The 26,298-nt window shown below is 51.9% G+C and carries 26 protein-coding genes; 16 read left to right on the top strand and 10 right to left on the bottom strand.

Features of this window, described 5'->3' with window-relative positions; all coding sequences use genetic code 11:
• Nucleotides 1–35 precede the first annotated feature (35 nt).
• The 5 genes from OH144_RS05170 to OH144_RS05150 all read left to right on the top strand — a co-directional run bounded on the left by OH144_RS05170 (nt 36) and on the right by OH144_RS05150 (nt 7,552).
• A complete protein-coding gene (locus tag OH144_RS05170; RefSeq protein ID WP_266205237.1) occupies nt 36–2,885 on the top strand; it encodes a M16 family metallopeptidase in 2,850 nt (949 codons plus the stop codon).
• Between the two features lie 218 nt (nt 2,886–3,103).
• Entirely contained in the window at nt 3,104–3,937 is an 834-nt protein-coding gene (locus tag OH144_RS05165; RefSeq protein ID WP_266205236.1) for a M48 family metalloprotease, read from the top strand.
• A gap of 61 nt (nt 3,938–3,998) precedes the next feature.
• Entirely contained in the window at nt 3,999–5,144 is a 1,146-nt protein-coding gene (locus OH144_RS05160) for an App1 family protein (RefSeq protein WP_266205235.1), read from the top strand.
• Between the two features lie 175 nt (nt 5,145–5,319).
• Entirely contained in the window at nt 5,320–6,969 is a 1,650-nt protein-coding gene (locus OH144_RS05155; protein ID WP_266205234.1) for an alpha-amylase family protein, read from the top strand.
• A gap of 67 nt (nt 6,970–7,036) precedes the next feature.
• Nucleotides 7,037–7,552, top strand: coding sequence for a GreA/GreB family elongation factor (locus tag OH144_RS05150; RefSeq protein ID WP_266205233.1), 516 nt, complete (start codon nt 7,037–7,039; stop codon nt 7,550–7,552).
• A gap of 1,107 nt (nt 7,553–8,659) precedes the next feature.
• Here the strand turns inward: OH144_RS05150 and OH144_RS05145 are convergent.
• Nucleotides 8,660–9,115 (bottom strand): YybH family protein, encoded by a 456-nt coding sequence (locus tag OH144_RS05145; protein ID WP_266205232.1) that lies wholly within the window; start codon nt 9,113–9,115, stop codon nt 8,660–8,662.
• Complete coding sequence (gene mtgA / locus OH144_RS05140; RefSeq protein WP_266205231.1) at nt 9,105–9,839, bottom strand: monofunctional biosynthetic peptidoglycan transglycosylase; 735 nt, start codon at nt 9,837–9,839, stop codon at nt 9,105–9,107. Before mtgA ends, OH144_RS05145 begins: the two co-directional genes overlap by 11 nt.
• A 160-nt stretch (nt 9,840–9,999) precedes the next feature.
• Between mtgA and OH144_RS05135 the strand changes: the two genes are divergently transcribed.
• Nucleotides 10,000–10,641, top strand: a complete 642-nt coding sequence (locus tag OH144_RS05135; RefSeq protein WP_266205230.1) for an LON peptidase substrate-binding domain-containing protein — start codon at nt 10,000–10,002, stop codon at nt 10,639–10,641.
• Between the two features lie 21 nt (nt 10,642–10,662).
• Nucleotides 10,663–11,844 (top strand): metallophosphoesterase, encoded by a 1,182-nt coding sequence (locus OH144_RS05130; RefSeq protein WP_266205229.1) that lies wholly within the window; start codon nt 10,663–10,665, stop codon nt 11,842–11,844.
• Between the two features lie 5 nt (nt 11,845–11,849).
• Here the strand turns inward: OH144_RS05130 and OH144_RS05125 are convergent, their stop codons facing one another.
• Nucleotides 11,850–12,746, bottom strand: a complete 897-nt coding sequence (locus OH144_RS05125) for a diacylglycerol/lipid kinase family protein (RefSeq protein ID WP_266205228.1) — start codon at nt 12,744–12,746, stop codon at nt 11,850–11,852.
• Nucleotides 12,747–12,835: 89 nt separating this feature from the next.
• Nucleotides 12,836–13,648, bottom strand: coding sequence for a M48 family metalloprotease (locus OH144_RS05120; protein WP_266205227.1), 813 nt, complete (start codon nt 13,646–13,648; stop codon nt 12,836–12,838).
• A gap of 255 nt (nt 13,649–13,903) precedes the next feature.
• On the opposite strand from OH144_RS05120, the gene OH144_RS05115 reads away from it, so the two are divergent.
• Nucleotides 13,904–14,101, top strand: a complete 198-nt coding sequence (locus OH144_RS05115) for a hypothetical protein (RefSeq protein ID WP_266205226.1) — start codon at nt 13,904–13,906, stop codon at nt 14,099–14,101.
• Nucleotides 14,102–14,177: 76 nt separating this feature from the next.
• On the opposite strand, the gene OH144_RS05110 is transcribed toward OH144_RS05115, so the two are convergent.
• The gene (locus tag OH144_RS05110) at nt 14,178–14,990 is read right to left on the bottom strand and encodes a murein L,D-transpeptidase catalytic domain family protein (protein ID WP_266205225.1); all 813 of its coding nucleotides are present in this window, start codon (nt 14,988–14,990) and stop codon (nt 14,178–14,180) included.
• Nucleotides 14,991–15,256: 266 nt separating this feature from the next.
• Here OH144_RS05110 and OH144_RS05105 point away from each other — a divergent pair, with 266 nt between their 5' ends.
• Nucleotides 15,257–15,673, top strand: a complete 417-nt coding sequence (locus tag OH144_RS05105; RefSeq protein ID WP_266205224.1) for a hypothetical protein — start codon at nt 15,257–15,259, stop codon at nt 15,671–15,673.
• Nucleotides 15,674–15,716: 43 nt separating this feature from the next.
• Here the strand turns inward: OH144_RS05105 and OH144_RS05100 are convergent, their stop codons facing one another.
• On the bottom strand, nt 15,717–16,112 hold the full coding sequence (locus OH144_RS05100; protein WP_266205223.1) for a hypothetical protein: 396 nt from the start codon (nt 16,110–16,112) through the stop codon (nt 15,717–15,719).
• 311 nt (nt 16,113–16,423) lie between these two features.
• Between OH144_RS05100 and OH144_RS05095 the strand changes: the two genes are divergently transcribed.
• Nucleotides 16,424–16,657, top strand: coding sequence for a hypothetical protein (locus OH144_RS05095; protein ID WP_266205222.1), 234 nt, complete (start codon nt 16,424–16,426; stop codon nt 16,655–16,657).
• Nucleotides 16,658–16,755: 98 nt separating this feature from the next.
• On the opposite strand, the gene OH144_RS05090 is transcribed toward OH144_RS05095, so the two are convergent.
• Together OH144_RS05090 and OH144_RS05085 are read right to left on the bottom strand one after the other, a co-directional pair.
• A complete protein-coding gene (locus OH144_RS05090) occupies nt 16,756–17,214 on the bottom strand; it encodes a DUF4199 domain-containing protein (RefSeq protein ID WP_266205221.1) in 459 nt (152 codons plus the stop codon).
• A 51-nt stretch (nt 17,215–17,265) separates the two neighbouring features.
• A complete protein-coding gene (locus tag OH144_RS05085) occupies nt 17,266–17,736 on the bottom strand; it encodes a DUF4199 domain-containing protein (RefSeq protein WP_266205220.1) in 471 nt (156 codons plus the stop codon).
• A 337-nt stretch (nt 17,737–18,073) separates the two neighbouring features.
• On the opposite strand from OH144_RS05085, the gene OH144_RS05080 reads away from it, so the two are divergent.
• Nucleotides 18,074–19,699, top strand: a complete 1,626-nt coding sequence (locus OH144_RS05080; protein WP_266205219.1) for an ABC-F family ATP-binding cassette domain-containing protein — start codon at nt 18,074–18,076, stop codon at nt 19,697–19,699.
• Between the two features lie 33 nt (nt 19,700–19,732).
• Nucleotides 19,733–20,449, top strand: a complete 717-nt coding sequence (locus OH144_RS05075; protein WP_266205218.1) for a hypothetical protein — start codon at nt 19,733–19,735, stop codon at nt 20,447–20,449.
• A 124-nt stretch (nt 20,450–20,573) separates the two neighbouring features.
• Here the strand turns inward: OH144_RS05075 and OH144_RS05070 are convergent, their stop codons facing one another.
• Nucleotides 20,574–20,723 (bottom strand): lmo0937 family membrane protein, encoded by a 150-nt coding sequence (locus OH144_RS05070; RefSeq protein ID WP_115566706.1) that lies wholly within the window; start codon nt 20,721–20,723, stop codon nt 20,574–20,576.
• 64 nt (nt 20,724–20,787) lie between these two features.
• Nucleotides 20,788–20,940: a lmo0937 family membrane protein gene (locus OH144_RS05065; protein WP_139237079.1), complete on the bottom strand. Its 153-nt coding sequence runs from the start codon at nt 20,938–20,940 to the stop codon at nt 20,788–20,790.
• Nucleotides 20,941–21,335: 395 nt separating this feature from the next.
• On the opposite strand from OH144_RS05065, the gene OH144_RS05060 reads away from it, so the two are divergent.
• The 4 genes from OH144_RS05060 to OH144_RS05045 all read left to right on the top strand — a co-directional run bounded on the left by OH144_RS05060 (nt 21,336) and on the right by OH144_RS05045 (nt 26,267).
• On the top strand, nt 21,336–22,229 hold the full coding sequence (locus OH144_RS05060) for a 3-hydroxyacyl-CoA dehydrogenase family protein (protein ID WP_266205217.1): 894 nt from the start codon (nt 21,336–21,338) through the stop codon (nt 22,227–22,229).
• A gap of 65 nt (nt 22,230–22,294) precedes the next feature.
• Complete coding sequence (locus OH144_RS05055) at nt 22,295–22,444, top strand: hypothetical protein (RefSeq protein ID WP_266205216.1); 150 nt, start codon at nt 22,295–22,297, stop codon at nt 22,442–22,444.
• Between the two features lie 701 nt (nt 22,445–23,145).
• Nucleotides 23,146–23,934 carry a polysaccharide biosynthesis/export family protein gene (locus tag OH144_RS05050; protein WP_266205215.1) on the top strand — a complete coding sequence of 263 codons (789 nt, stop codon included), beginning with the start codon at nt 23,146–23,148 and terminating at the stop codon, nt 23,932–23,934.
• Nucleotides 23,935–23,945: 11 nt separating this feature from the next.
• A complete protein-coding gene (locus tag OH144_RS05045) occupies nt 23,946–26,267 on the top strand; it encodes a GumC family protein (RefSeq protein WP_266205214.1) in 2,322 nt (773 codons plus the stop codon).
• Nucleotides 26,268–26,298 lie beyond the last annotated feature (31 nt).

The raw sequence follows: 26,298 nt of genomic DNA, 5'->3' as shown, positions 1-26,298 counted from the left end.
TTGTTAGGGAAAACATTCACCAAACAATAAAGCACATGATGAACAAAACCGTGCTGAGCATCCTGCTTACCGCTAGTGTGGTAAGCGTAGCCGAGGCGCAGACGAAACTCGAAGAAAAGGTGACCCGGCAAGGCGACGAGCTGGTGATTCCTTATACCAAGTATAAACTCCCTAACGGCCTAACCCTGATCGTGCATGAAGACCACTCCGACCCGGTCGTGCACGTTGATGTAACCTATCACGTGGGCTCAGGCCGAGAAGAAGTTGGCAAGTCCGGCTTTGCGCACTTTTTTGAGCACATGATGTTCCAGGGCTCCGATAACGTGGCCGACGAAGAGCACTTCAAGATCGTTTCTGAGTCGGGGGGCACCCTGAACGGCACCACCAACCGCGACCGCACCAATTACTTCGAGACCGTGCCCCGCAACCAGTTGGAAACGGCCCTGTGGCTGGAGGCCGACCGCATGGGCTTCCTGCTCGATGCCGTGACGCAGCCTAAGTTCGAGGTACAGCGCGAGACGGTGAAGAATGAGCGCGGCCAGAACTATGACAACCGCCCCTATGGATTGGTGTACGAGATGACCTCCAAGAACCTCTACCCCTACGGCCACCCCTACTCCTGGACCACCATTGGTTACATCGAAGACCTGAACCGGGTGGACGTAAACGACCTGAAGAACTTCTTCCTGCGCTGGTACGGCCCCAACAACGCCACCCTTACCGTAGGCGGCGACGTGAAGCCGGAGGAAGTAGTGAAGCTGGTAGAGAAATACTTCGGCTCCATACCTGCCGGCCCGGCCGTGCAGGACATGAAACCACAGCCTGCCAAGCTCGACAGGGACCGCTACGTGAGCTACGAGGACAACATTCGCTTCCCGATGCTGCGCATGACCTTCCCGGCACCGGAATCAGGGCACAAGGACGAACCGGCGCTGGACGTGCTGGCCGAGATACTTGGCCAGGGCAAGACCTCCATCTTCTACAAGAACTTTGTAAAGGAGCAGAAAGCAATGCAGGCTTCTGTCTTTAACTCTGCATCAGAATTGGCCGGCGAGTTTGGCATAACAGTGATGGCTTACCCGAACACGCCGCTGGCGCAGACCGAGGAGCTGGCCCGCAAGTCCATCGCCGAGTTCGAAACACGCGGCATTAACGAGGAGGACCTGCAGCGCTTTAAGGCGCAGGCCGAGTCGAGCCTGATCAACCGCATGGCCAGCGTGAGTGGCAAAGTATCGCAACTGGCTTACTACGAGACCTTCCGCAACAACCCAAACTACATTCAGGAGGAGATCAAGCGCATCCAGGCCGTAACGAAGGAGGACGTGCAGCGTGTGTACAATCAGTACATTAAAGGCAAGCCAGCCGTTATACTTAGCGTGGTGCCAAAAGGGAAGCCTGAGCTGCTGGCCAAAGCTGATAACTACACGATCTCTACAGATGGCTACACCGCCGGAGCAGACGAGTACAGCGGCCTGAAGTATACCAAGGCGGTAGATACTTTTGACCGCAGCAAGCGCCCCGGAGCCGGCGAGAACCCGGTAGTGGCGGTGCCAAACTACTATACTGGCAAGTTCAAGAACGGCCTGAAGATGATCGGCACCAACACCAACGAGATTCCAACGGTTACCATGCAACTGACCATTAAAGGAGGTCACCGGCTGGCAGCAGCCACCCCTGGCAAGGCAGGTATCGCCTCGCTCACAGCTGATATGCTGAACGAAGACACCCAGAATTATACTTCAGAGCAGTTCAGCAACGAGCTGGATAAATTGGGCAGTTCCATCCGCATCAGCGCCGGCCAGAACGACACCTACATCACGGTGCAGTCGCTCAAGAGGAATCTGGACAAGACGCTGGCCCTGCTGGAGGAGCGCCTGTTCAGGCCCAAGTTTGCGCAGGATGATTTTGAGCGCCTGAAAAAGCAGCAACTGGAAGCCATAGCCAACCAGGCCACCCAGCCAACGGCCATTGCCAACAACGTATACAGCAAGCTGCTTTATGGCGATGGCCACATCATGGCGATTCCGACCTCCGGTACTGCCGAAACGGTGGAGAACATTAGCCTGGAGGATGTGAAGCAATTCTACAACGCCAACTACTCCCCTTCTGTGGCGCAACTGGTTGTGGTAGGCGACATCTCGGAGAAAGAGTTGATGGGTAAGCTCAACTTCCTGAAGAAATGGAAGAAGAAGAACGTGCAACTGCCTGCTGACGTGAAGACTCCAGCCATTGAGAAGACCCGCATTTACCTGGTGGACAAGCCGGATGCGGCGCAGTCGGAGATCAGGATCGGTTACATGGCCATGCCATACGATGCCACCGGGGAGTATTACAAGCTGGGGCTGATGAACTACAACCTTGGCGGTGCCTTTAACAGCCGCATCAACCTGAACCTGCGCGAGGATAAAGGCTATACTTACGGGGCTCGCTCCTACTTCAGCGGCAGCAAGTATGCCGGCCCGTTTACGGCCTCTGCCGGTGTGCGTGCCGATGCCACAGCTGAGTCGGTAACAGAGTTTATGAAGGAGCTGACCGACTTCCACCAGAACGGTATCAAGGAGGATGAACTGCAGTTCATGAAGAGCTCTATTGGACAGGCCGATGCACGCCAGTATGAAACGCCTTTCCAGAAAGCCGGCTTCCTGGGCCGCATCCTGGAGTATGACCTGAACAAGGACTTCGTGAAGAAACAGACGGAGATCCTGAACAGCATCACCAGTCAGGAGATTAATGCGCTGGCGGCCAAAAACCTGCCGGTAAACAACATGCACATTGTGGTGGTGGGTGATAAGAAAACAGTGCTTCCGAAGCTGGAGGCCCTGAACTACGAGATCGTGGAACTGGACACAGACGGCAACCCGATTGTCAGCTCATCCGTAAAATAAACCACATACTACACTAAGAGAGCCCTTGGTTTTACCGAGGGCTTTTTTATTTCCCTTTTGCACTGGTTTTACGGAACTCCCCTTGCAACCAGGGACGCACCTGCCAACGTAAAGCAGGTTGCAATGCCCGTTCCTACAGCATTTGGCCATATATTTGCCGCAGGCTGTACAAAAATGCAGAAGTACTGCGTTGCACCCTTATACGCTTTTATCAAAACATGAAAAAACTAATTTACACTCCAGTGTGGCTTCTGGCCATGGCAGGTATGCTCTCCTTCAGCAGCTGCGACAACAACGACGGCGTGATCTTCTCGATTCAGGATGACGTGAACCTGGGGCAGCAGGTCGCCCACGAGGTGGACTCCACCTACCGGGCACAAGGCAAGCTGCTGGAGCGAAACAGCTCCAACGCCAATACCCAGAAAGCCTACCAGCACCTGGACCGCATCGTGAACCGCGTGCTCACCTCCGGCGAGGTAAAGTATCAGCAGGAATTCCCCTGGACGGTTAAGATCATTAAGGACGATGAGACGCTTAACGCCTTTGCCTCCCCCGGGGGCCAGATTTACGTGTTCACCGGCCTAATTAAGTTTCTGGAGGACGAGGACCACTTTGCCGGTGTACTGGCCCATGAGATTGCCCACGCCGATAAGCGCCACAGCGTAAAGCAGCTACAGCGCGACTACGGTATTGCCCTGTTACTGTCGGTGGCGTTGGGGAACAACCCCAGCACGCTAAAGCAGATTGCGGCGCAGCTCTCCGGTACCCTGGCCGGGCTAAAGTTTAGCCGCGATGCCGAAACAGAAGCAGACGAGGCCTCTGTGGCCTACCTGGGCGGCACCCGCCATTACGCCTGCGACGGCGCCGCCGGCTTCTTCGTGAAGCTGGAGCAGCAGGAAGAGCAAGGGGCGCCGCCCGAGTTCCTGAGCACGCACCCCAGCCCCGACAACCGTATCCAGCACATACAGCAACTGGCACAGGAGCGCGGCTGCAGCACGGCCTCCGCCCCGGACTCGGATTTTCAGGGTTTGAAAACCTCACTCGGAATTTAACGAATAACCAAAGTGCCTGCCCCAACCCGGCAGGCACTTTGTACTTACGCACTACAGAACTATGAAGAAAATAAAGAACTCTGTTACCAAGGCTATTCTGCGGGGAGAGGAGAAACTGGACCTGCTTACTTTCCAGCTGAAGAACAAACTCAAGCTGAACCGCCCGCTGCAGATCGTGACTTACCGGAGCTACGGAACACCCGAGCGCCTCTATGTGAAAGGCCGCGTGCTGGTGGATAAGGGTATTCGCCAATCCGAGGAGAACGACACCACCTGGGAGAACCTGCTGAACATGTACCGTCGCTTTGAGAGCGATGAAATACCTAATGCGCGTGTGCAACTCTGCCTGCAGCACCAGAAGCACGAGATAACCACCGATATTGAGGGGTATTTTGTGCTGAACCTACACCCCGAAATGCCGCTGCACCTGGAGGACATCTGGCACCCGATAGAGTTGGAGCTAATTGATGCCCCAGTGAACGGCTTTGAGCCGGGCATAAAGGAGACCGCCTACGTACTGGTGCCGCCACCCGATGCAGAGTACGGCATCATCTCCGACATAGACGACACCATTGTGCGCACCGGCGCCACCAGCCTGCTGCAGACGGGGCGCAACGTGCTGCTGAACAATGCCCACTCCCGAATCCCTTTCCACGGTGTTTCACAGTTCTACAAGTCGCTGCAGCTGGGTCGCAATGGCAAGCGTAACAACCCTTTCTTCTACGTAAGCAGCAGCCCCTGGAACAACTATGACTTGCTATACCATTTCCTGGAGCTGAACGAGATTCCCGAGGGCCCGCTCCTGCTCCGCGACTTTGGCATAGATGAGAACAAGCTGGGCCACTCCGACCACATGAGCCATAAGTATAAGGAGATCGAGAACATCCTGATCACCTATCCGCACCTCAATTTTATACTTATCGGGGACAGTGGGCAGCAGGATGCGCCCATCTACCACGAGGTGGTGAAAAACCACCCGGGCCGTATCATGGCCATCTACATTCGTGATGTGAACATTGAGAAACGGACGCAGGCCGTAACCAAGCTGGCCGATGAGCTGAAAGCCGGCGGTGAGGTGGAGATGGTGCTGGTGAAGAACACTGCAGCCGCAGCAGCCCACGCCGCCGAGCACGGGTTCATACTTACAGAAGAGGTAAAAGAAGTAGAGAAAGAGGCTGAACTGGACGAGGAAAACGATCCGGAGTAAGTATGAGTAAGCTATAAAAGCAAGGGCAGGCGCTGGGAGATTTTCCTGTACCTGCCCTTGCTTTTATCCCCCTGCACAACGTATAAACTCGAAGCCAGGCCAACAATACGTATGCCTGCCACCGTACAAGGCATAAATCATACATAGCCTATACTTTGTAAAAAGCACCCGAACTATGACAGAAGAACTCTGGTACAAGAATGCCATTATCTACAGCCTGGACCTGGAAACATTTATGGACTACAACGGCGATGGCGTCGGGGACTTTCAGGGGCTGGCACGCCGGCTGGATTACCTGCATGCTATGGGCATAGACACGCTCTGGCTCGCTCCTTTTCAGCCCACTCCTAATAAGGACAACGGCTATGACGTAAAGGATTACTATGGTGTAGACCAGCGCCACGGGTCCAGCGGCAATTTTGTCGAGTTCATGCACCAGACCAAAAAACGCGGCATCAAAGTCATCATCGACCTGGTAGTGAACCATACTTCTGACGAACACCCCTGGTTTCAGGACGCGCGCAGCAGCAAGGACGCCAAGCACCGCGACTGGTATGTGTGGTCAGAGAAAAAGCCTTCGGACTGGGATGAGGGCATGGTCTTCCCGGGGGTGCAGAATTCTACCTGGACTTATGATAAGAAGGCAAAGGCCTACTACTTCCACCGCTTTTATGACTTTCAGCCCGACCTCAACCTTGGCAACCCCGAGGTGCGGGAGGAGATCATCCGGATAATGGGCTTCTGGCTGGAGCTGGGGGTAGCCGGCTTCCGGGTAGACGCGGTGCCCTTCCTGATAGAGACACCCGCTCCGGGGGCCGCCAAACCTGAACTGAAGTTCGACTACCTGCGCCAGATGCGCCGCTTTATGCAGTGGCGAAAGGGCGACGCCATTTTTCTGGGCGAGGCGAACGTGCTGCCCAAGGAGACCAAGAAGTATTTTGGAGAGGAAGGCGAGGGCATCCACATGATGTTTAATTTTTACGTGAACCAGTACCTGTTCTATGCTTTGGCCACCGGCGAAATAGAGCCGCTGAAGGAGGCCCTGGAGTCTACCCGGCTGACGCACCCCACCTCGCAGTGGGCCCATTTCCTGCGCAACCACGACGAGCTGGATCTGGGTCGTCTGACGGAAGAGCAGCGGCAGAAGGTCTTCGCCCGCTTCGGCCCTGAAAAGCACATGCAGCTCTATAACAGGGGGATCCGGCGCAGGCTTTCGCCCATGCTGGGCAACCGCCAGCAAACCGAGTTGGCCTACAGCCTTATGTTCTCGCTGCCGGGGGCGCCTGTTATCCGCTATGGCGACGAGATTGGCATGGGTGAGGACCTGAGCCTGAACGAGCGTGAGGCAGTGCGTACCCCAATGCAGTGGTCAGCTGATAAGCAGGCCGGTTTCTCCGAGGCCGATAAGCTCATTCACCCGGTCATAGACAAAGGCCCCTATGCTTACAAGCACGTAAACGTGGAGACCCAGCGCCGCACACCTGATTCGCTCCTGAACTGGATGACCACCATGATACGCCTGCGTCAGGAATGCACTGAAATAGGCTGGGGTGACTGGCAGATACTCGATAGCGGAAATCCGTGTGTGCTAGGCATGCATTATAGCTGGCAGGGCAGCTCGCTGCTTATTTTCCATAACTTTGATGAAAGAGCCCACGAGATTGTACTGAACCTGAAGGAGAAAGAGGAACAAAGGCTGATTGACCTGATGAAGGACGAGGAAAGCACGGCAGATGAAAAAGGGAGGCATTACATTACGCTGGAGGCCTACGGCTACCGCTGGTTCCGCGCCGATGAACTGAGCCATCTTCTGCAAAAAGGCTGAACCGAAGTATAAGCTCAGGAAAAACAGTAACTTCAAAGTATAAAAACACCTACCCCAACCCGAAACTATGAGCAGAGCATTTGTAAAGGAAGACGACGCAGGAGAACCGCCTATCATACCGCCACGCGCAGCGCTTCCGCCAGGCACGACTAATTACGTTACGCCGAATGGCCTGGAGCAACTGCGCGCGGAGCTAACACTGCTCGAAGCAGAAAGATCCAAAGCGGAGGCTAACCGCGAGGACGAGGCCAACCGCACCCGCCAGCTCACCATTCTGAACGCCCGCCTGAGCGCCCTAAACGAGCGGCTGGCAAGCGCCCGCGTGATTGACCCGGCAACCCAACAGCCGGATGAAGTGCGCTTCGGGGCAACCGTTACACTGAAAACCGTGAAGGGCCCCAAGCCTGGTATGAAGCGTACTTTTACGATCGTAGGCGTGGATGAAGCTGATGTGTCCGCGGGGAAGGTGGCTTTTGTGGCGCCCATTGCAAGAGCTGTGGTAGGGGCCAAAGCAGGCGAAACGGTAAGTTTGAAGCTGGGGAGGAATGAGGAATTGGTGGAGGTAGTGCGTGTTGTTTATTAGCAGGTGTGGTGTTTCAGCACGCTCACATAAATAATACTTTTATACTTGAACTATACTTCATACTTGCCTCCCTCACCTGGTGTGAGCATGCGCTTGGCCTTTATCAGCCACGACTTCCCGAAACCTGAGCCAAGCTATCCTTGCTAGCTGCCCCTCCGCTGGCGCGAGTTTGCAACTCGTGCCTTCTATGGTGTCGGGTTTGTAACCCGACTGACTCGGAGAGTCATACTTTATACTTGGGCTATACTTGCATAGCTTTCGCTTCCCGCAACTGGAACTTAGCTATACTTGTTAGCTACTGCTGATCCTCAGTTTTACTAATCTATCGTTTCATTTCATACTTTGGCCCCCTCCAGGCCGGGAGGCCTCGTCCTCGGGCATCGCGCTGGGAGCTTTTCCTTTGCTCCTGCGTCGCAACGTCTCGCTCGCGCTCATCACCGGAAAAACTCGCATAGGCGCTCAACCCAAGGACTGGGTTTCATTCGATAGCCACCGCTATTTGTCATCTCGACCTTTGGGAGAGATCTCTTTAGAATTCCGGTAGATCTCTCGCCCTGCTCGAGATGACAGGGAAATGGGCAAGTATGATTCCCCTCTCGGGAGGGGTTGGGGTGGGTTTATACTTTTGCTGATAATAACAGCAACTATAAAACTTATACTTCAGCATCAGTAATGCCAGGCTCCCCTCCTTGGCTAAGGAGGGGTAGGGGTGGTTGGACCCGGTGCTACAGAATTCTCAGTTGCTCTTCGGGATTTATAATCCCGAAGCACCTAATAAGAGGATTTTCAATCCGGCTTTTAGTTTTTAGCCGCAGCTCTACAGCTGGCAAAGTGTTAAAACGGATTACAAATCCTGATAATACTATGCTTTCGGATTGCAAGTCCGAAAGAGCGGACGCCTAGGGGTGGGTTTATACTTGCAGGGACAGGTCGCGACCTGTCCCTGCGAGAACAGCGGCTATAAAACTTATACTTTAGCAGCAGCAATGACAGGCTTCCCTCTTGGGGATAAGGGTGGTTAGATCCGGTACTGCACTCTTGCGTTTCCTATCTTTTCGGGGGGAAGTAATTTGAAAAGAATAAGAGCTGTCACAAAAGTATGGCAACTTAGCTCGAATGATCCGCAATGATCTTCCAGCCTTCCGGAAACTTCCGGAAAATAACAGAAAAATGCCCTTCCAGATCGCCTTTGTCAGCATCGCGCTGCAGGTGCCATTTGCCTACCACCAGCATGGTTTCCGGGGATAATGGACGTAGTTCTTTCAGATCGAAGTGGAGCTTGCCCATGGCAGACACATCCGGGTAGCCGCGCTTGTAGTTGTCGAGGGTTTGCTGCCAGCCGTAGGTAAGGCCACGGGAGCCAACGAAAAGGAGCGAATCAGATTTCCAGTAGCCCTGCATGTAGCATGTCAGGTCGCCCTGGCTCCAGCACTGCGCCTGCTCCTCCAGCACCTGCCCCACCTCTGCAGCGGCGTCAATGGCGGTAACTTGTGGTTTACTGCCTGTGCAGGCATTCATACTTAACAGCCCGAGGGCCAGCAGGAAGTATAGCTTATTTTTCATCTTTCACCGGTAAGATCTCTTTGATGTAGACAGTACCGCCCAGGCGCCCCATTGCGCGGGCTATGCGCACGCGGCGGCTAAGGATGTAGCCTGACGGCCTGTTGGCGGAGTACCTGATCGGGTTTGGCAGCACGGCCGCCAATAGCGAGGCCTGCCACCGGCCCACCTCGCTGGCCGGTTTTTTAAAGTACGCCTGCGAGGCCGCCTCCACCCCGAACACACCATCTCCGAACTCCGCAATGTTCAGGTATACTTCCAGGATCCGCTGCTTGCCCCACAGCACCTCGATCAGCACGGTAAAGTATGCCTCCACGGCCTTCCGGAGGTAGCTGCGCCCGTGCCACAGGAAAACATTTTTGGCAACCTGCTGGCTGATGGTGCTTCCTCCCCGGATGTTGCCGCCCTTCTGGTTGCGTTCAAAGGCATCCGAGATAGCATCAAAGTCGAAGCCGTTGTGCTGCAGGAACTTCTGGTCCTCAGAGGCCACGACAGCCAAGGGCAGTTGGTCTGACATCTCCTCCAGCGTCACGAATTTATACTTTATTCCCGGGTTTTCTTTGTTGGCGGCACCTGCCTCGGCCCGGCGCTTGAGCATGTGCAATGTTGCCGGAGGGGCCACCCACCGGTAGACCAGCACCCACGCCACACTTATCAGGAAAAGGCTGATTAACAACTTCACGAAAAGCAGTTTCAGCTGCCTTAGCCCCAGTCTTTTTTTAGCCATTCCAGTGTATTCTCATTCGGGCGCAAAGGTAAGCAGTTTAGCGTATTTTCCTAACGCCTCCGCACTTGCCCGCCAACGCTTGCCCCTCCGGAAGCGTAGGTTAAAACAGAGGCTAAAATAAAGTATAAACCCTTATATTGAAGCATAAAAACGAAGACCTATGCCCGATACCAAATACCTGCCGCTGTTTCCGCTGAGCATCGTGGTGTTCCCGGAGGAAAAGCTGAACCTGCATATTTTTGAACCGCGCTACAAACAGCTGGTGCTGGACTGTGTGGAGAACGGCAAAAACTTCGGCATACCTACCCATATTCAGAATGGCGTAGGGCTCTTCGGCACTGAGGTAGAGATCCTGAACATCGAGAAGAAGTATGATAACGGTGAGATGGACATCCGCACCAAAGGGCTGAAGATCTTTAAGATACAACAATTCGACAAAATGGCCCCCGGAAGGTTGTACGCCGGAGGTGAGGTGGAGATGGTGGAGAATGATTACGAAGAGGACATCATCACCAAAATCAAGATAAAAGAGCTCCTGGAGCAGCTGTACGAAACCCTTGGCCTGGGCAATTTATACCTGGAGTTGCCGGAGGACTTTAAAAGCTACGACATTGCCCACCAATTAGGACTGAACACGGAGCAGGAGTATGCGCTGCTGCAGTTGCTGAGCGAGAAAGAGCGTCAGGAGGTTATCTTACTGCACCTGCAGCAGCTCCTGCCCATGCTGCTGGAAACCGAAAAGCTGAAGGAGCGGGTGAAACTGAACGGACATTTTAAAAACCTTACGCCCCCGAACTTTTAAGCCCCGCGCTGTTTATACTTTATGCTGGTATACTTCCTCATTATCATTCCGGTACTGCTGTCTGCTTTTTTCTTCTTCAGCTATTGGCAGGAGCGCAAGTACAGGCGCAAGCCTTTCTACAGGCTATCGGATGTGGGCTGGCAGCGGCATGCACCGCCCCCGGAGGCAGAACTGGTGCACTCTGTGGCCCTGCTGGGCGATGTGGGTGCCATCGCCACCGATGGCGCTGACCCCGTGATGAAGCTAGCGCAGGTGTGGCAGCAGGAAGCCGGCGAGAAGGGTACCTTGGTTTTTCTGGGGGATAACCTCTACCCTATCGGCTTGCCCGAAGTAGGCAACCGCCACCGCGACATGGCCGAGGCGAGGCTCAACACCCTCATCCAAAGTATAAAAAGTTACCCCGGGCAGGGCATTTTCCTGGGGGGCAACCACGACTGGCTGAAAGGCCGTGAGGGAGGATATGAGCAACTGCTGCGGCAGGAAGCTTATGTGCAGGAGCACCTGCAGCAGCCAAACAGCTACCTCCCCCCGCAAGGCTGCCCCGGCCCCTCCTGCCTGCAACTGGCCGAGGGGCTTCTGTTGGTCGTGATAAACACGCAGTGGTTTGTGCAGCGTGGCCTAAAACCCCTCGGCGGCAAGTATGGCTGCCCCTACACCGACATTGAGGAGTTTTTCGTTAACCTCAACAAGCTGCTGAAACGCAACAGCCACCAACGTATCCTTATCGCCGCGCACCACCCACTCTACAGCAATGCCATGCACGGCGGCAAATTCACCATCAAACAGCACATCTTTCCGCTCACGGCCCTGCACAAGCGCTTCCTGATCCCGCTGCCCATTTTCGGCTCGCTCTACCCCTTCTACCGCAAGATGTTCGGGGCCTATGAGGACATGTCGCACCGCAAGTATAAAAAGATGCGCAAGCGGCTGCTCCGCATCTTCCACCGTTACAACAACCTTGTCTTTGTGGGTGGCCACGACCATAACCTGCAGCATTTTGAGGTGCAGGGCAACCACTACATCGTGAGCGGCTCGGGCAGCAAACTGGCTTTTGTGAAGAAAGGCGGCAGGGCCACGTTCGCCCTGGAAGAACGGGGCTTCTTCGTGCTCAACTATTACAGCAATGGGCAGGTATGGCTGGAGTGCCGCACCGTTTCCGCCGCGTCCGAACAAGGGCAACTCGTATTCCGGAAGCTGGTATAGCCGGTCTAATCACCAACGGGAAGTATAACTTTCAGGCTCTTGGCGTGCATCACCACCTCTATTTTCTCCGCTGTCTCCATAGGTTCCCCATCTATGTGCATCACCTCCAGGTCGGGGTTGTAGATGGTGGCGCGACTGCACTTGAGGATGCGGGTATACACGCTGGTATCGATGCTGTCGGTGTAGAGTTTATACAATATGCCGACACTCGCCGCCCTTGGGAAAGGTTCTATGAGGCAGATCTCGAACTTGCCATCGTTTAATATACCATCGGGGTTGATGCTGGCATTCGAGCCCCAAGCGTTGGCGTTGGCCACCGTCACCATAAAAGCCTTTCCCTCAAAGGTATCGGCATCGGTCTCTATCCTATATGTTTTTGGCTCGTAGCTCAGGTACTCCTGCAGGGCTATCCAGGTATAAGAACCGGGGCCGCGCGTGTCGCCCTCGCAAAAGCGCTTCACCACCAGGGCGTTAAAGCCAAGGTCGCTAAGGTGGATGGAGGACGTACCGTTGAGCGTGATCGTGTCGATGTTGCGCACCACGTGCCTATGGATGAGCTGCAGCGCCTCTTCCGTGTCCTGAGGAATGTCGAGGTCTTTGGAGAGCCCGTTGCCGGAGCCCAACGGGATGATACCCAGCGGCGTGCTGGTACCTATCAGCAAAGAGCCGACCAGGCTAACCGTACCATCGCCGCCTATGGCGTACACTGCGTCATAGTTGCCTTCTTCGAGCTTCTGCTTCAGCTTATCCTTATCGTCCTCGCCGGTGGTAGTGTATAGTTCATAGGCTATCTCATGCTCCCGGCAGATCATATCAATATCTTCCTTCAGATCCTCTTTCTCGATATCGCCGGCAATTGGGTTGAGCACGAATAATAGGTTTCTGTGCTTCTGTTCATCCATCCTGTTTTCCCTTATTCTGTAGTACCTCATACGAAACTTTACGCAGCAGGTAGCTTTCTTCGTAGGGCCGGTAAGTATAAAAAATATACTTACTGAATCAGCCCCTCCGGCAAACCATTGGGGTACTCCTGTTGAATGGCCGCCTCAATTTTAGCCACGCGGTTACCAGGGTTCGGGTGCGTCTGCATAAACTCGGGGCCACTGCTGGCGCCTCCGCTAGCCTCCGCCAGAATCTCCATCACGCGCTTCATCGACCGGGGGTCATACCCGGCGGCACCTGTCAGCTGCACAGCCAGCGCGTCCGACTCCAGTTCATCCTCACGGCCATAGCTCATGTTCACCACCTGCCCGATCATGGCAGCCACTGCGGCCCCGGAGCGACTGGCAGGGTTATCTGGATCATACATGGCAATGGCGGCTGCGCCGGTCAGGCCCTGCGTAAGCTTGGCTTTTGCCAGCTGCTGCGCCGAATGGCGCGCCACCACGTGCCCGATCTCATGGCCCAGCACACCGGCTAACTGCCCCTCCGACTCCAGCCTGCGCAGCAAGCCGGCCGTAATAAAGATCTGGCCACCCGGCAAGGCAAAGGCATTCACCGTCTGCTCATCAGCCAGCAAGTGGAAGTCGAACTGGTAAGGCGTATCTCGCGCTCTGGTGTTCTGTACCAGCTTTTGGCCAATGGCCTTCACCTGGCGGGCCGCCTCCTGGTCCGGGTGCAACCCTCCGTACTGCTCCGCCATCTGGGGAGCTGCTTGCAGCCCGAGGGCTATCTCCTGCTCCACAGTCATATCCACGCGCTGCTCCTCGCCGGTAAACTTGTTCGTCTCCGAGCTGCACCAGTACGTAACCACCGACACAGCCGCTATCAGCAGGGCTATGATAAATTTTATTATCCCTCTCATATTTAATAGTTTAGTTGTACCTGGCCTTTTGAGCGGCGGTACAAAGAAAACGTGCGGGCGCAGGCGCTGGTTGTGGACTTTGCCCATGCAGTACCAAAATTACGAAAGGGCCAGCTACTGGGCACGTTTTAAAGGCTTAAGAAGAGGTGGCAAGGTAGGTATATTAGCAGGACTGTATACTTTATGGGCTGCTATTCGTACAAGAACTTGCTTGCGGCACGAAGCTACAGGCAAGTGAAACTAATCATTAGAACCATGAACCAGAAACGAACATTCGGCACCATTCTTACAGTACTCGGTATTGCCGGTATTATATGGGGCGCCTATGCCTTCCTGATGGGGGGTGATGGAGTGGCGGTAGGCAAGTATACTTCCGCCGTTCCGTTTGTGGTGGGTCTGATATTCTTCTTTGCAGGAATCAACCTGATTAAAACCACGAAAGACGAAGCTTAACCAGTAGAAGTATACGTATAAAAAAAGCCACCTGCTAAACAATTAGCAGGTGGCTTTTTTAGTTGGAAGTTTTTGCTCAGATGCTCACTACATCCGTACCGGCCACTGCGGCGTAGTGTTCTACAGCCTGCGTATTGTCCAGAAACTGCGACGTATACGTCTTATCATTGCCGTGGATGTAGAGTACGGATTGGTCCTTGATCGTTTCGATCACGTCTTTTGACACCTCTCGCGGCACGGCCGGGCATCCTAGGCTGCGGCCAAGGCGGCCATACTGCTTCACAAATTTCTCGGTGGCGTAGTCAGCGCCGTGCACCACAATGGCGCGCTCCATGGCGTTAGAGTTATAGCCCTCATCCATGCCCTGCAGGCGCAACGATAGGCCGTGTTTGCCATGGTAGGTGGCGTCTGTAATATAGAACCCGAGGCTGCTCATGAAGGAGCCATTCTCGTTGGAGAACTGCGTGGCCTTATCCTGGCCGGTGTTACGGCCGTGGGCTACTAATGTGTTAAATAAGACTTTCTTTGATTTAAGATCAATGATCCAGAGTCGCTTCTGCGCGCTTGACTTGGTGAAATCCACCACCGAAAGGATAGACTTCTCTGGCGCCACCATTTGCAGGCGCTTGAAGTTATGGAATCCTACAAGGGCCTTCTCGAACACTTCGTAGGAAAGGCCCTTCTCCTTCAAGCCTGCCGCCTTGTAAAGCTCCTGTACATGCTGATCGAATGCCGCCTCTTTTGCAGCCGCAGCGCCCCCGGCCCTGGTCTCAAGTACCTCACTTGCCTCGGCCACAATGGCAGCCGGCGTAGCAACAGCACGCTCAGGTGCAGGAGAAGTAAATGAAAGGAGTCCGAGGGTGATAGCAGTTAGAAACACTCTTATCATAAGTTTTGATTAAGCTTCTGTTAAACGGGTTCGGTTAAAGTAACATGCTTATGAGTGCAAATTGTTCCGTGTCTGCACAAGCCCAATTGCATTCATCTACAAAATTTAAATACTTTTCACCTTATCTGCAACAGTTACAGCACCATAAAACACAGCTCATCAAACATATCTAATTATATATAGAATATATGCTATTGACCTATTTTTTCATCTTTGCCTTGTGTGGCAAAGGAACTTGCTGCAACTTTAAGCCAACAAGCAAGATCATGGCAAAACGATTCATAGCAACACATTTTTTAGGCTTCCTGCTGCTGGGTGCCTGCACCACACCGGACTCTCTGAAGGACTTCGACAGCGACACCTGGAAAGCTGACCGCTTCGGCTGCGAGAACAAGCGCGCCGGGCTGGTGGACGATTTCGAGCGGATCAGGAAAGAGATGTATGGCAAAAAGGAGTATGTGGTGCGCAACGTATTGGGCAGGCCCGACAGCGAGGAGCTGATGGAGCGGAGCCAGCGTATATATTTCTATTACATCGAGCCGGGGGAGCAGTGCCAGGACCAGGAACGCCGCACGCAGCTGTCGGAGGCAAACCGGGTACAGGTGCGCCTCAACTCGCTGGGCAAGGTTTCCGAGATAACCTACTACAGGCCAGTATCCGAAGAAACAGCAAAGCCCGAGTAAAAACCCGGGCTTTGCCATATTTTTTAGGAACCTATAAAAATTCTTATTCCTCGTTCTCGGTTATCAGCTGCATATCCAGGCGGCCCTCCAGGCGCTGGTAGTCGCGCAGCTGCTTTGGAGTGAGCATGCTTTTCAGGCTAAGGTCGTTTTTAAGCTGTATATTTCTGAACTCTCTGGAGCGGGAAAGCGGGTCGTTTGAGAAACTGGCCTCAGCCTGCTGCAGCTGCTGGTAACGGCTGTTGTTCAGCTGCGCCACCTGGTCAAATTGCTCCTCTGTCAGGCTCAGCTCCTGCTTCATCTCCATACTTGCCATGGCTGCCCCATCCAGCTCCATCGACAGCACCACCAAATCCAGTCCATCGTCTGTCGTATGCAAACGCTGGGCATAGCTAGCCGACCCAATCAGCACCATTACTAGTATAAGTAAAGATTTTTTCATTTCGAATTTGTAAAACGTGTTAGTAGTTAAGTTCTCCTTTAGCTGTCTTTAACGTACAATTCTTGCGCAAGTTAGGAAAAATATTTAAATATTAGATTTTTTTATTATTTTTTATGATTTTAATACACAACCATTCAAATTATTATTTATTTAAGCTAGACTACTTCATCCTTTACTAAATAACCCCGATACCGCGTAACCATACGCCTTTATAGAGGTATACCTTATATACAGATTCCTTAATAGGATTTTTCTAAAGTATAACCTCGAAACTTTAACATAAAAGGAGGTTTCGATTTAACTAAAGCAACATGAGGACAAGGTTTTACAATCCCAGTAAACTGGAGATAAGTTTCGCAAGAGCCGTGAAGGACCTGACCCAACAGCTGGAAACGAAATTGGACGAAGGCGAGCGGGTAATAAATACAGAATCAATTCACGACGCCGATAACCCCATGGTTATCTTTAAGTTGGAAGACAAGGAAGGTGATCTGCACGAGGTTGTGGTACAGATCATACAACGGCCGGACAGTGTAGTAAAGTAAAAATTCATCATAATAACGCCAGGGGGCCAGCTATACTTGTATAGCTGGCCCCCTGGCATATTGCCGATAACATCTAACATAGTAGTGGAACGATACTATCAAGGGGCTCCGGGTACCTTGTGTTGCCGCTGCTTAAACCACTGCATGGCAATGAAGGCAAACATAAAGCCTGAGATAACTCCCTCCAGCAGCAGCACCGAGAAGATAACCACACCCGGGGTGGACTCCACCCTTTCGCCGAAGTAGCGCTCCGCCGACAGCATTTCAATCATTGAGTGCCCTGCCGTCTTCACATACACCACCATAAAAGCGGCAAAAACCACTGTGCCCACCACAGCCGTTATCAAGCCCGTGCCCAGGCCTTTAAAATAAGGGATGTTGCCTTCCATCACTTTTTTATAAGCCCTAATTGCCAGCACAACGCCCGCTGCCATAATCAGGCCGTTGAGGAAGCGCAGCTCGATGATATGAACCAATCCCAGCAGCTGCATCAGAAAGAAGTAGACGATTAGTGCCGCAGCCGTGAGCAGCCCGTATTTCAGGCCAATTTTTTCCATAGCAGGTTCGGTTTATGAGGTAAATCGCTTCGTTTACAGAGCCCAGGCATGCTATACCCGGTTAGGCATGGTATGCTCTGGGTTCTTAAACCATTGCATGGCAATAAAGCCAACCAGGAACCCTGGCCAGGTGCCATGCCCAATCGTAATCCAGAACATCGACAGCACGGAAAGCCCTTCCGGGAAAAGCGCACTGGCCTGCATCTGCTCTAAGTAAGATGCGTCGAAGACTGTAACGTAGAGCACCAGGAACAGCGCCAGTATCAGCGACGACACAAAGGCCGTGATCAGGCCGATGCCAAGCCCGTCAAAGTACCTTACCCCCACCCCACTCAGGCGCTTGTACCTGGAGAGGGCCACCACAATCCCTATGATTAGAAAGATGCCGCTCAGGTAGGAGAGTTCTACGATTTCGGTGAGGCTTAGCATCCGCATCACCAGGAAAAACACGATGTGCGCTATGCCTACTATTAAGCCGTACTTGATAGCAATATTCTGAAAAGATACTTTAGCAGAAGCCATTTTATAATTAGTATGTGTTTATAATCAATCCTTTTAAAATGAACAGATTAACCTTTCGTTTGGTTAAGCTATAAGCCCCCTGCGGCACTGTTTCTGCAACTATGGGCAGGGTGCTTTGGAATATTATTGAAATTATATACTATAGATTGTACGGCTACGTTGTGGTTTGAGCATGATTTTTTAGCCAACCGCGACAAAAGCAACTGGTTTCTAAATACATGCACCTTAGTCCGGGTTTATACTTTATACCCCTCTCCTACGTAAGAGGCAGCAAAAACCAGCATTTATTTCGTAGCTTTGCAGCCAAATCTAACATCATACTTATACTTAAGCTTTTATGATTAGTACGAACAATGTCAGCCTGTCTTACGGCAAGCGCACATTATTTGAAGATGTAACCATCAAGTTTATACCCGGAAACTGCTATGGCCTGATCGGGGCCAACGGGGCCGGTAAGTCAACTTTCCTAAAAATATTGTCCGGTGATATCGACCCGAATACCGGCACCGTGGATATTCCGGCCAACGCCCGCCTGGCGGTGCTGAAGCAGAACCACTTTGAGTACGACGAGTACCCTGCCCTGCAGACCGTGATCATGGGCCACAAGCGCCTCTGGAGCATTATGGAGGAGAAGGACGCCATCTACGCCAAGCCTGATTTTAACGAGGAAGACGGCCTGCGTGCCGCCGAGCTGGAGGGCGAGTTTGCCGACCTGGAGGGCTGGAACGCCGAATACGAGGCGGCCGAGCTCCTGAGCGGCCTGGGCATAACCGAAGACCTGCACCACTCCCTGATGAAGGATCTGAGCGGTAGCGAAAAGGTGCGCGTGCTTTTGGCGCAGGCCCTGTTCGGCAACCCGGACATCCTGCTGCTCGACGAGCCTACCAACCACCTGGACGCCGAGTCGATCATGTGGCTGGAGAACTTCCTGGATAACTTCCAGAACACGGTGATCGTCGTATCGCACGACCGCCACTTCCTGGATGCCGTGTGTACGCACGTGGCCGACATCGACTTCGGCAAGATCAAGATGTACGCCGGTAACTATAGTTTCTGGTACCAGTCGAGCCAGTTGGCCCTGAAGCAGCGCTCCGATGCCAACAAGAAAACCGAGGACAAGCGCAAGGAACTGGAGGAGTTCATCCGTCGCTTTAGCGCCAACGCCTCTAAATCGAAGCAGGCCACCTCGCGTGCCAAGCTGCTGGAGAAGCTTACCGTGGAGGACATTCAGCCTTCGTCGCGTAAGTACCCCTACATCGCCTTTAAACCAGAACGCGAGGCGGGCAACCAAATCCTGAACGTGGAGAACCTGAGCAAGTCGGTGGACGGCCAGCCCATCTTTACCGACATCAGCTTTATGGTGGATAAAGGCGATAAGATTGCCGTGATCGGCCGCAACGACATCGCCGCCTCTACGTTCTTCAAGATCCTTTTTGAGGAGGAGAAGGCAGACAGCGGCGAATTTAAATGGGGCACCACCATCACCTCCTCCTTCTTTCCGAAGGATAACCAGGAGTTCTTCGACACGGACCTGAACCTGGTGGATTGGCTGCGCCAGTACTCAGTAGAGAAGGACGAAAGCTTTATCCGTGGCTTCCTGGGCCGCATGCTATTCTCGGGCGAGGAGTCGCTGAAGAAGGCCAACGTGCTGTCGGGTGGCGAGAAAGTGCGCTGCATGTTCTCCCGCATGATGCTACAGTCCGGCAACGTGCTGGTGTTCGACGAGCCAACCAACCACCTGGACCTGGAGTCGATTCAGGCGCTGAACAACTCGCTGCGTGACTTTGACGGCACCATCCTGTTCTCATCGCATGACCTGCAGTTTGTGGATACCATTGCCAACCGTATTATTGAGTTAACGCCAAACGGCATTATTGATAAGCGCATGACCTATGAGGAGTACCTGTCGGATGAGGCGATAAAGGAACTGCGCAAGAAAATGTATGCCACGGCCGTAGTATAAGTATAACGTATAAATGCTATACCTCTAAAACCCATGCTGACGCCTTCGCGCCTCCTCACGCCTCTTTTACTGCCGCTTTTGCTTGTGCTGCTAACCAGCCCAGACGCCGCGGCCCAGGTGCCCGACACCACCTACCGCAAACCGGAGCTGCCTACCGGGCCACCCGTGCCCGTACAGCAGCCAAGGCCGCAGCCCCAACCGCGGGTGCGGGAACAACAGCAGCCGGCGCCGGAGGTTGTGCGGCAACAGCAGCAACAGAAGCAAGACGAGCAACAGGAGGAGCAGCTCCGGTTTATAGACAGGCTGTACTTTGGGGGCAGCTTTGGGCTGCAGTTCGGTACCTATACCAGCATCTCTCTCCTTCCTACTATTAGCTACGCCATGAGGCCGAGGCTCTTTGTGGGTGTGGGCGGTGTATACCGCTATGAGAGCGGCCACGGGCTGAACCTGCATCATTACGGGGCCCGCGGGTTTACGCAGTTTGAAATGTTCAACGTTGGGGATGGCGCAGTGGTGGCACACGCAGAGGTGGAAAACCTGAGCATTCAGTTACCACCGGGCTATAATGGGCCTACCTCGGATCGTAGTACTCTGGCGATGCCGATGTTCGGTCTGGGTTACCGCCAACGCATCTCCGACAAAGGCTTTTTAGACCTGCTGGTACTATACAACAGCAATGACGATCCGATCAACCCGTACAGCAACCCGGTGATACGTGTAGGTTTTAATGTACCCTTCACCAGTCGCTAAGTATAAAACCCACCCCTGCCCCTCCGAGGAGGGGCAGGGGTGGGTTAATCGCAACTTGAGTTATAAAGTATAAAAAAGGGGCTGTCGGTTAACGGCAGCCCCTTTTATTTTAGGTAGTGCTGTATCAGCCCCGTATCAGGCGAAGCAGCACCACAATAATGGCGATTACTAATAGAATGTGTATCAGACCACCAACGGCATCCGGGAATCCGAGGAAACCGATGAGCCAGATGATCACGAGTACGACAGCTATAATATACAATAAATTTCCCATAGTTTTGTCTATTTATAGTGTTTGAGTTGATTTTTTCTCTTTTAACGTAAATCCATGCTGAGGGTTAAGCGCTCCTGATAAGGCGCAAAAGCACCGCAATCACGGCAATAACCAGCAGCACATGTATAATTCCGCCAACGGCATCCGGGAATCCCAGAAACCCGATCAGCCAGAAGATCACCAGCACTACGGCGATGATGTAAAGTAAATTTCCCATAGTTTTTGTTTTGTCTTTAGCTACGCCGGGCAAGTAAGGGTATCACTAAATCAGCCTCCGCCCATGCGTTTTGTGTTTTTAATTTTTAGCTTTTACGGTGCTTCAAACCAAAAGATGTATAATATGCAATAATTTTCTATTACAATAGGTATTTGTTTCTATATACCATAACGATATTCATTACATAAACCGCGACAATCCAACATCTTACCCCAATCAGGCATCGTATACCTGCTTTTCCCACAGCTCACATCCTCTCCTATCCGTACAGTCTTCAACCTCCTGCTTTAAGCCATCTTAATTGTAAGTATTTAAAGATTGCCTACCCTTAAACCAAAGTATAAGTATAAACTTATTAGCTTTGTGAGGATTAAAAACTGACATACTATATACCTATGAAGAAAGTAGCAGTAATAGGTTCTGGCACCATGGGCAACGGAATAGCCCACGTTTTTGCGCAGAACGGCTTCCCTGTTTCGCTGGTGGACATTTCGGAAGAAGCTTTGCAGAAGGCGATGGACACCATTTCCAGGAACCTGGACCGCATCGTGACCAAGGGCAACCTGACCGAAGAGCAGAAGCAGCAGACGATTGCCAACATTACCACCTATACCGATACGCGGGAGGGCGTGAAAGACGCAGACCTGGTGGTAGAGGCCGCCACGGAGAACGTGGACCTGAAACTGAAGATTTTCCGGGACCTGGATAGTTTTACCAAGCCGGGGGCTATCCTTGCCTCCAACACCTCCTCTATCTCCATTACCAAGATCGCTTCGGTTACCAACCGGCCTGATAAGGTGATAGGCATGCACTTCATGAACCCGGTGCCGGTCATGAAACTGGTAGAGGTGATCCGCGGCTACTCCACCTCTGACGAGGTAACGCAGCAGATCATGGAGCTGTCGAAACAGCTGGCCAAGGTACCTGCCGAGGCCAACGACTACCCGGGCTTCGTGGCCAACCGCATCCTGATGCCCATGATCAACGAGGCGATCTACAGCCTTTACGAAGGCGTAGCCGGCGTGGAGGAGATCGATACGATTATGAAACTGGGTATGGCGCACCCGATGGGGCCGCTGCAACTGGCCGATTTCATCGGGCTGGATGTGTGCCTTTCCATCCTCAACGTGCTGCACGATGGCTTTGGCAACCCGAAGTATGCCCCATGCCCGCTTCTGGTAAACATGGTGCAGGCCGGACACAAAGGCATAAAGTCGGGCCAGGGCTTCTATTCCTGGACTCACGGCACCAAGGAACTGGTGGTGGCGGATAGGTTTAGGAAAAGCTAATATTAGAGTATAAAGTAGATGCAGGCTATAAGCGATGTAGTTGGTTTGAGTTAGCTGCTGCCGATATGCCTCGAGCCATTAATTTTATAAAGGCTTTATTGGGCTTTAAAATGGAAGCCCAGCAGCCTGGCGACGAAGAAACGGCCTTGCTCCACTGGCGGGAAAGCGGCACGGGTTCTTCTGACTTGCTGGTAAAACACGAGCGGCATAATTAACCCCCTGCAGTTGGCATAGATGTCTATCTCTCCTTCCCATTTAGTAGCCTGGTCAATGATCCAACTGAAGTTGAAGTGGCAGGAGGCAAGGCTCGGACAGGGAGAACCCTAATTCCTGAAAGTATGGGCAAAGTGTGCCTGCTTATTGATACAGAAGGCAATCGTATCGCCATGCATTCCAGAAAGTAATTGTGTGTACCTTCCATCATTGGCAAAGCCGCTGCGATATCGCAGCGGCTTTGCCAATGATGGAAGGTATTGCTCTCCTATTTCCTCCGCCTTATACTACAAAAGCACTCATCTGAGCCGGAACCTACCTGGCGTATAGAAAGTCCTTGAATTATTGCCTTACACTTTATCTCAGTATACCAGGTTTCAGCCTGTTATATTTCCTGACAAACACTCCACCAGCAAGTAGCTCCACCAGCACATTTACCTTCCTACAAACGAGGCAGTTATAGCACATCAAACACCCCATTCCACAGACCAGAGCACGAAGCCCCCATATATTCATTATATTTCAACACAATTTATATAAAAAAAACTATCTAATTAGAATAAACATATAACAACTTGTTATACTTCAGAACGTATTGAAATAATCGAAAATCATCTGTAACAATACCGATACACAAGAAAGAGTACGAATAAACCCTGAGCTGTATAATCTGAATATATCCATACACCCTAATCTTTTTGCAATGAAACTTTGTAATGCCTTTGCCTACCTATTAGCAGCAATACTTATAAGCCAACTTGCATCCTGCACAAACACAAAAAGCGCTATTTATTTCAGTGAAACCACCAGAGCTGAGTTTAGCGCACCAACTGAAAACCTGGAGCCAGTAATACAGAAAAATGACCTGCTGAGCATTTCGGTCAGCAGCCTTAATCCAGAGGCTTCGCAGATGTTTAATGTAAATAGCTCAACTGACTTTAGGGGTGCTACTGCCTCAAGTACCGTGGCTCCCGCAGCAGGTTATCTGGTAGACCAGGACGGTTTTATACAATTTCCTCTGATAGGAAATATAAAGGCTGCCGGCATGACAAAAAAGGTCCTCAAGGAGAACATTGAAAAAGAACTGCTTAGCCGCAGATTATTGCTGGAGCCGATTGTGGATATCCGGTATTTAAATTATAAAGTATCTATACTAGGGGAAGTAGCGCGTCCATCGGTACTTACGGTTGCAAACGAAAAGATCACCCTTCTGGAGGCTCTGGGACTGGCAGGCGACCTGACGATCTTCGCGAACCGCCATAATGTACTCTTAATACGGGAGGAAGAAGGCAAGAAGAAACTTATCAGGTTGGATTTAACCTCTGATGACCTGTTTACCTCGCCTTATTACCATCTCAAGTCCAATGACATCATTTATGTGGAGCCGAATAAAAACAAGATAGCGGCGTCCGGTGCTGCCAGGCAGTGGCTGCCGCTCGTACTCAGCTCTCTTACGTTGGTTGTAGTCAGCATAGATCGTTTAGCAAGATAATCAAGACGGGTATGGATAAAAACAAAACAAACTCAGAAGAAAACCTGGCAGTAGCACTGCTTTATAAATTTTTACCATTCTGGCCCCTGTTCCTCGTTTTACTGGCCATAGGAACGGCCGGCGCCTGGGCTTACCTTAAATACTATACGATACCGTCCTATGCCGTATCGGCCGCACTACTTATAAAGGATGAGGAAAAAGGCATGAACGCCTCCAAAATAATGGAGTCGATAGACGCATTTAACACAAATAAAACGGTTGAGAATGAGCTGAACGTTTTACGATCCAGCGCCCTGATGAGCCAGGTGGTGCATAAGCTCAGGCTCTATGCGCCTATCTATGAGGAAAACAGGTTCAAATCCATACCCGCTTATACAACTTCACCCATTGTCATCACGCTTAAGTCGCCTGATACTGCCACAGAACAGCCAGCTGTGTACTTCTCTTTTGACGAGCAAACCAGCAAGGTAACTATTGACGGAAAGGGATACCCACTTAACACATGGGTGATGACCCCTTATGGAGAGATGCTGTTTGAGAAAAACCCACGGCAGAACGGGACGGCGCAAAACCCGCTGTTCTTCTCCATCAGTAACCCAAGAGGCGTGGCCAAGCAGTTAATCAGCAATATCTATGTCGAATCGCCCGGCAAAGCTTCGAGTGTGGTGAATCTATACCTGGAGGATAAGGTGCCCGAGCGAGGGGAAGATATCCTGAACGCCCTTATCGACGCATATTTACAGGCAGCGCTTGAAGACAGGAACGCCTTGGTAACGCAAACGCTGGCATTTGTGGAGGACCGTATCCAGCTAATTGAGAAAGAGCTGAAAGAATTAGAGCAGCAGATTGTACAGTATAGATCTTCTCAAGGCGCCGTTAATTTAAACGAACAAGGCAAGTTATACTTACAAAGCGTCGACTTTAACGACCGCAGGCTTAATGAGATAAACCTTCAGATCGCTGTTTTGGATAACGTAGAAAAATATGTGCTGGACAAAGAGCAAAACATAGGGATTGTTCCGTCTACCATGGGGGTCAGTGATCCGGTGCTTTCCCAGCTGCTGCAGAAGCTTTACAATGCGGAGATACAATACCAGCAATTAAAGAAAACCACGGCAGAAAACAACCCGTTGCTCCTCTCTTTGCGGGAAGAGATCGAGAACATGCGGCCAGGTGTGTTAGAAAACATCCGAAACCAGCGCAGCAACTTAATTGCCAGCCGCAACAAAGTAACCTCTACCAATACGCAATACAGCTCCGTGCTACAGAGTATACCGCAGAAGGAAAGGGAGTTGCTAGAGATCAGCAGACAGCAGGCCATAAAGAATAATGCCTATAGCTTCCTGCTGCAAAAACGGGAGGAAACGGTGCTCTCTTACGCTCCCACGGCTGAAGATGTAAAGGTAGTAGACCGCGCAGAGGCTTCTAGGGGGCCTGTAAGTCCGAAGCCCCTGTACGTATACCTGACATCTGTTGTGTTAGCGCTTGGGGCAGGAATTGCTTTGGTAACCGGCAAAGAGTTGCTTAACAGCAAAGTGCTCTTTAGATCCGAAATCGAAAGCTGTACAAACGCTCCTATTGTAGCAGAGCTGTCTATCTCGAAAAACAAAGGGAAAGATACCCTTTTGAGTCCAGCTAATGTAGCACAGGTGGAGCAGTTCCGGCAAATGAGGGTTACGATGGGGCTGTATGGACGAACTTTTACCAGGAAGAAGATACTGGTGACATCCAGTATCCCGAGGGAGGGCAAGAGCTTTGTCAGCAGCAACTTAGCTATCAGCCTTGCCTCTTCTTCTAAAAAAGTAGTTCTGGTAGACTTTGACCTGCGCAACCCCAACACATCCGTACTGTTCGAAAAAGCGAATGAATCCGGCTTGATCGAGTATTTAACAGGCAAGGTGCAAGCCACTGAAACCGTAAAGAAGACGCCTTTTGAGAATTTAAATATCATACCGGCAGGTATAAATATCGGGGATCACACGGAACTGCTGCTCAGCAGCAGAATGGAGGAGCTGTTTAAGTTCCTGGAGGATAATTACGATTACGTCATCATTGACACACCTCCGCTTGACCTTGTATCGGATGCTTACCTGCTCTCTGAGTATAGTGACGTAACGCTACTCGTAATCAGGCATGCCTATACCCCTAAAAGCCTGCTACAGCGCCTCCAGGACAATAAGCTGAAGCAATTAAACAATGTAGCCGTTGTTTTTAATGGCGTGAAACCGAGGGGGTTTGTAAAAGGCCAGTATGGCTATGGCTATGGCTATGGCTATGAAAATAAATATGGTGATAAATCGTATAAATCGAGGAGCATAGCATTAAACTCTTAGTTCTGCCAAGCAGTCTAGCCTCCAAAGTTTC

Origin of the sequence: Pontibacter kalidii (assembly GCF_026278245.1) — a bacterium.
GTDB lineage: Bacteria > Bacteroidota > Bacteroidia > Cytophagales > Hymenobacteraceae > Pontibacter > Pontibacter kalidii.
Note: the sequence above shows the minus strand (reverse complement) of the source record. Positions and strands in the feature narration are given on the sequence as shown.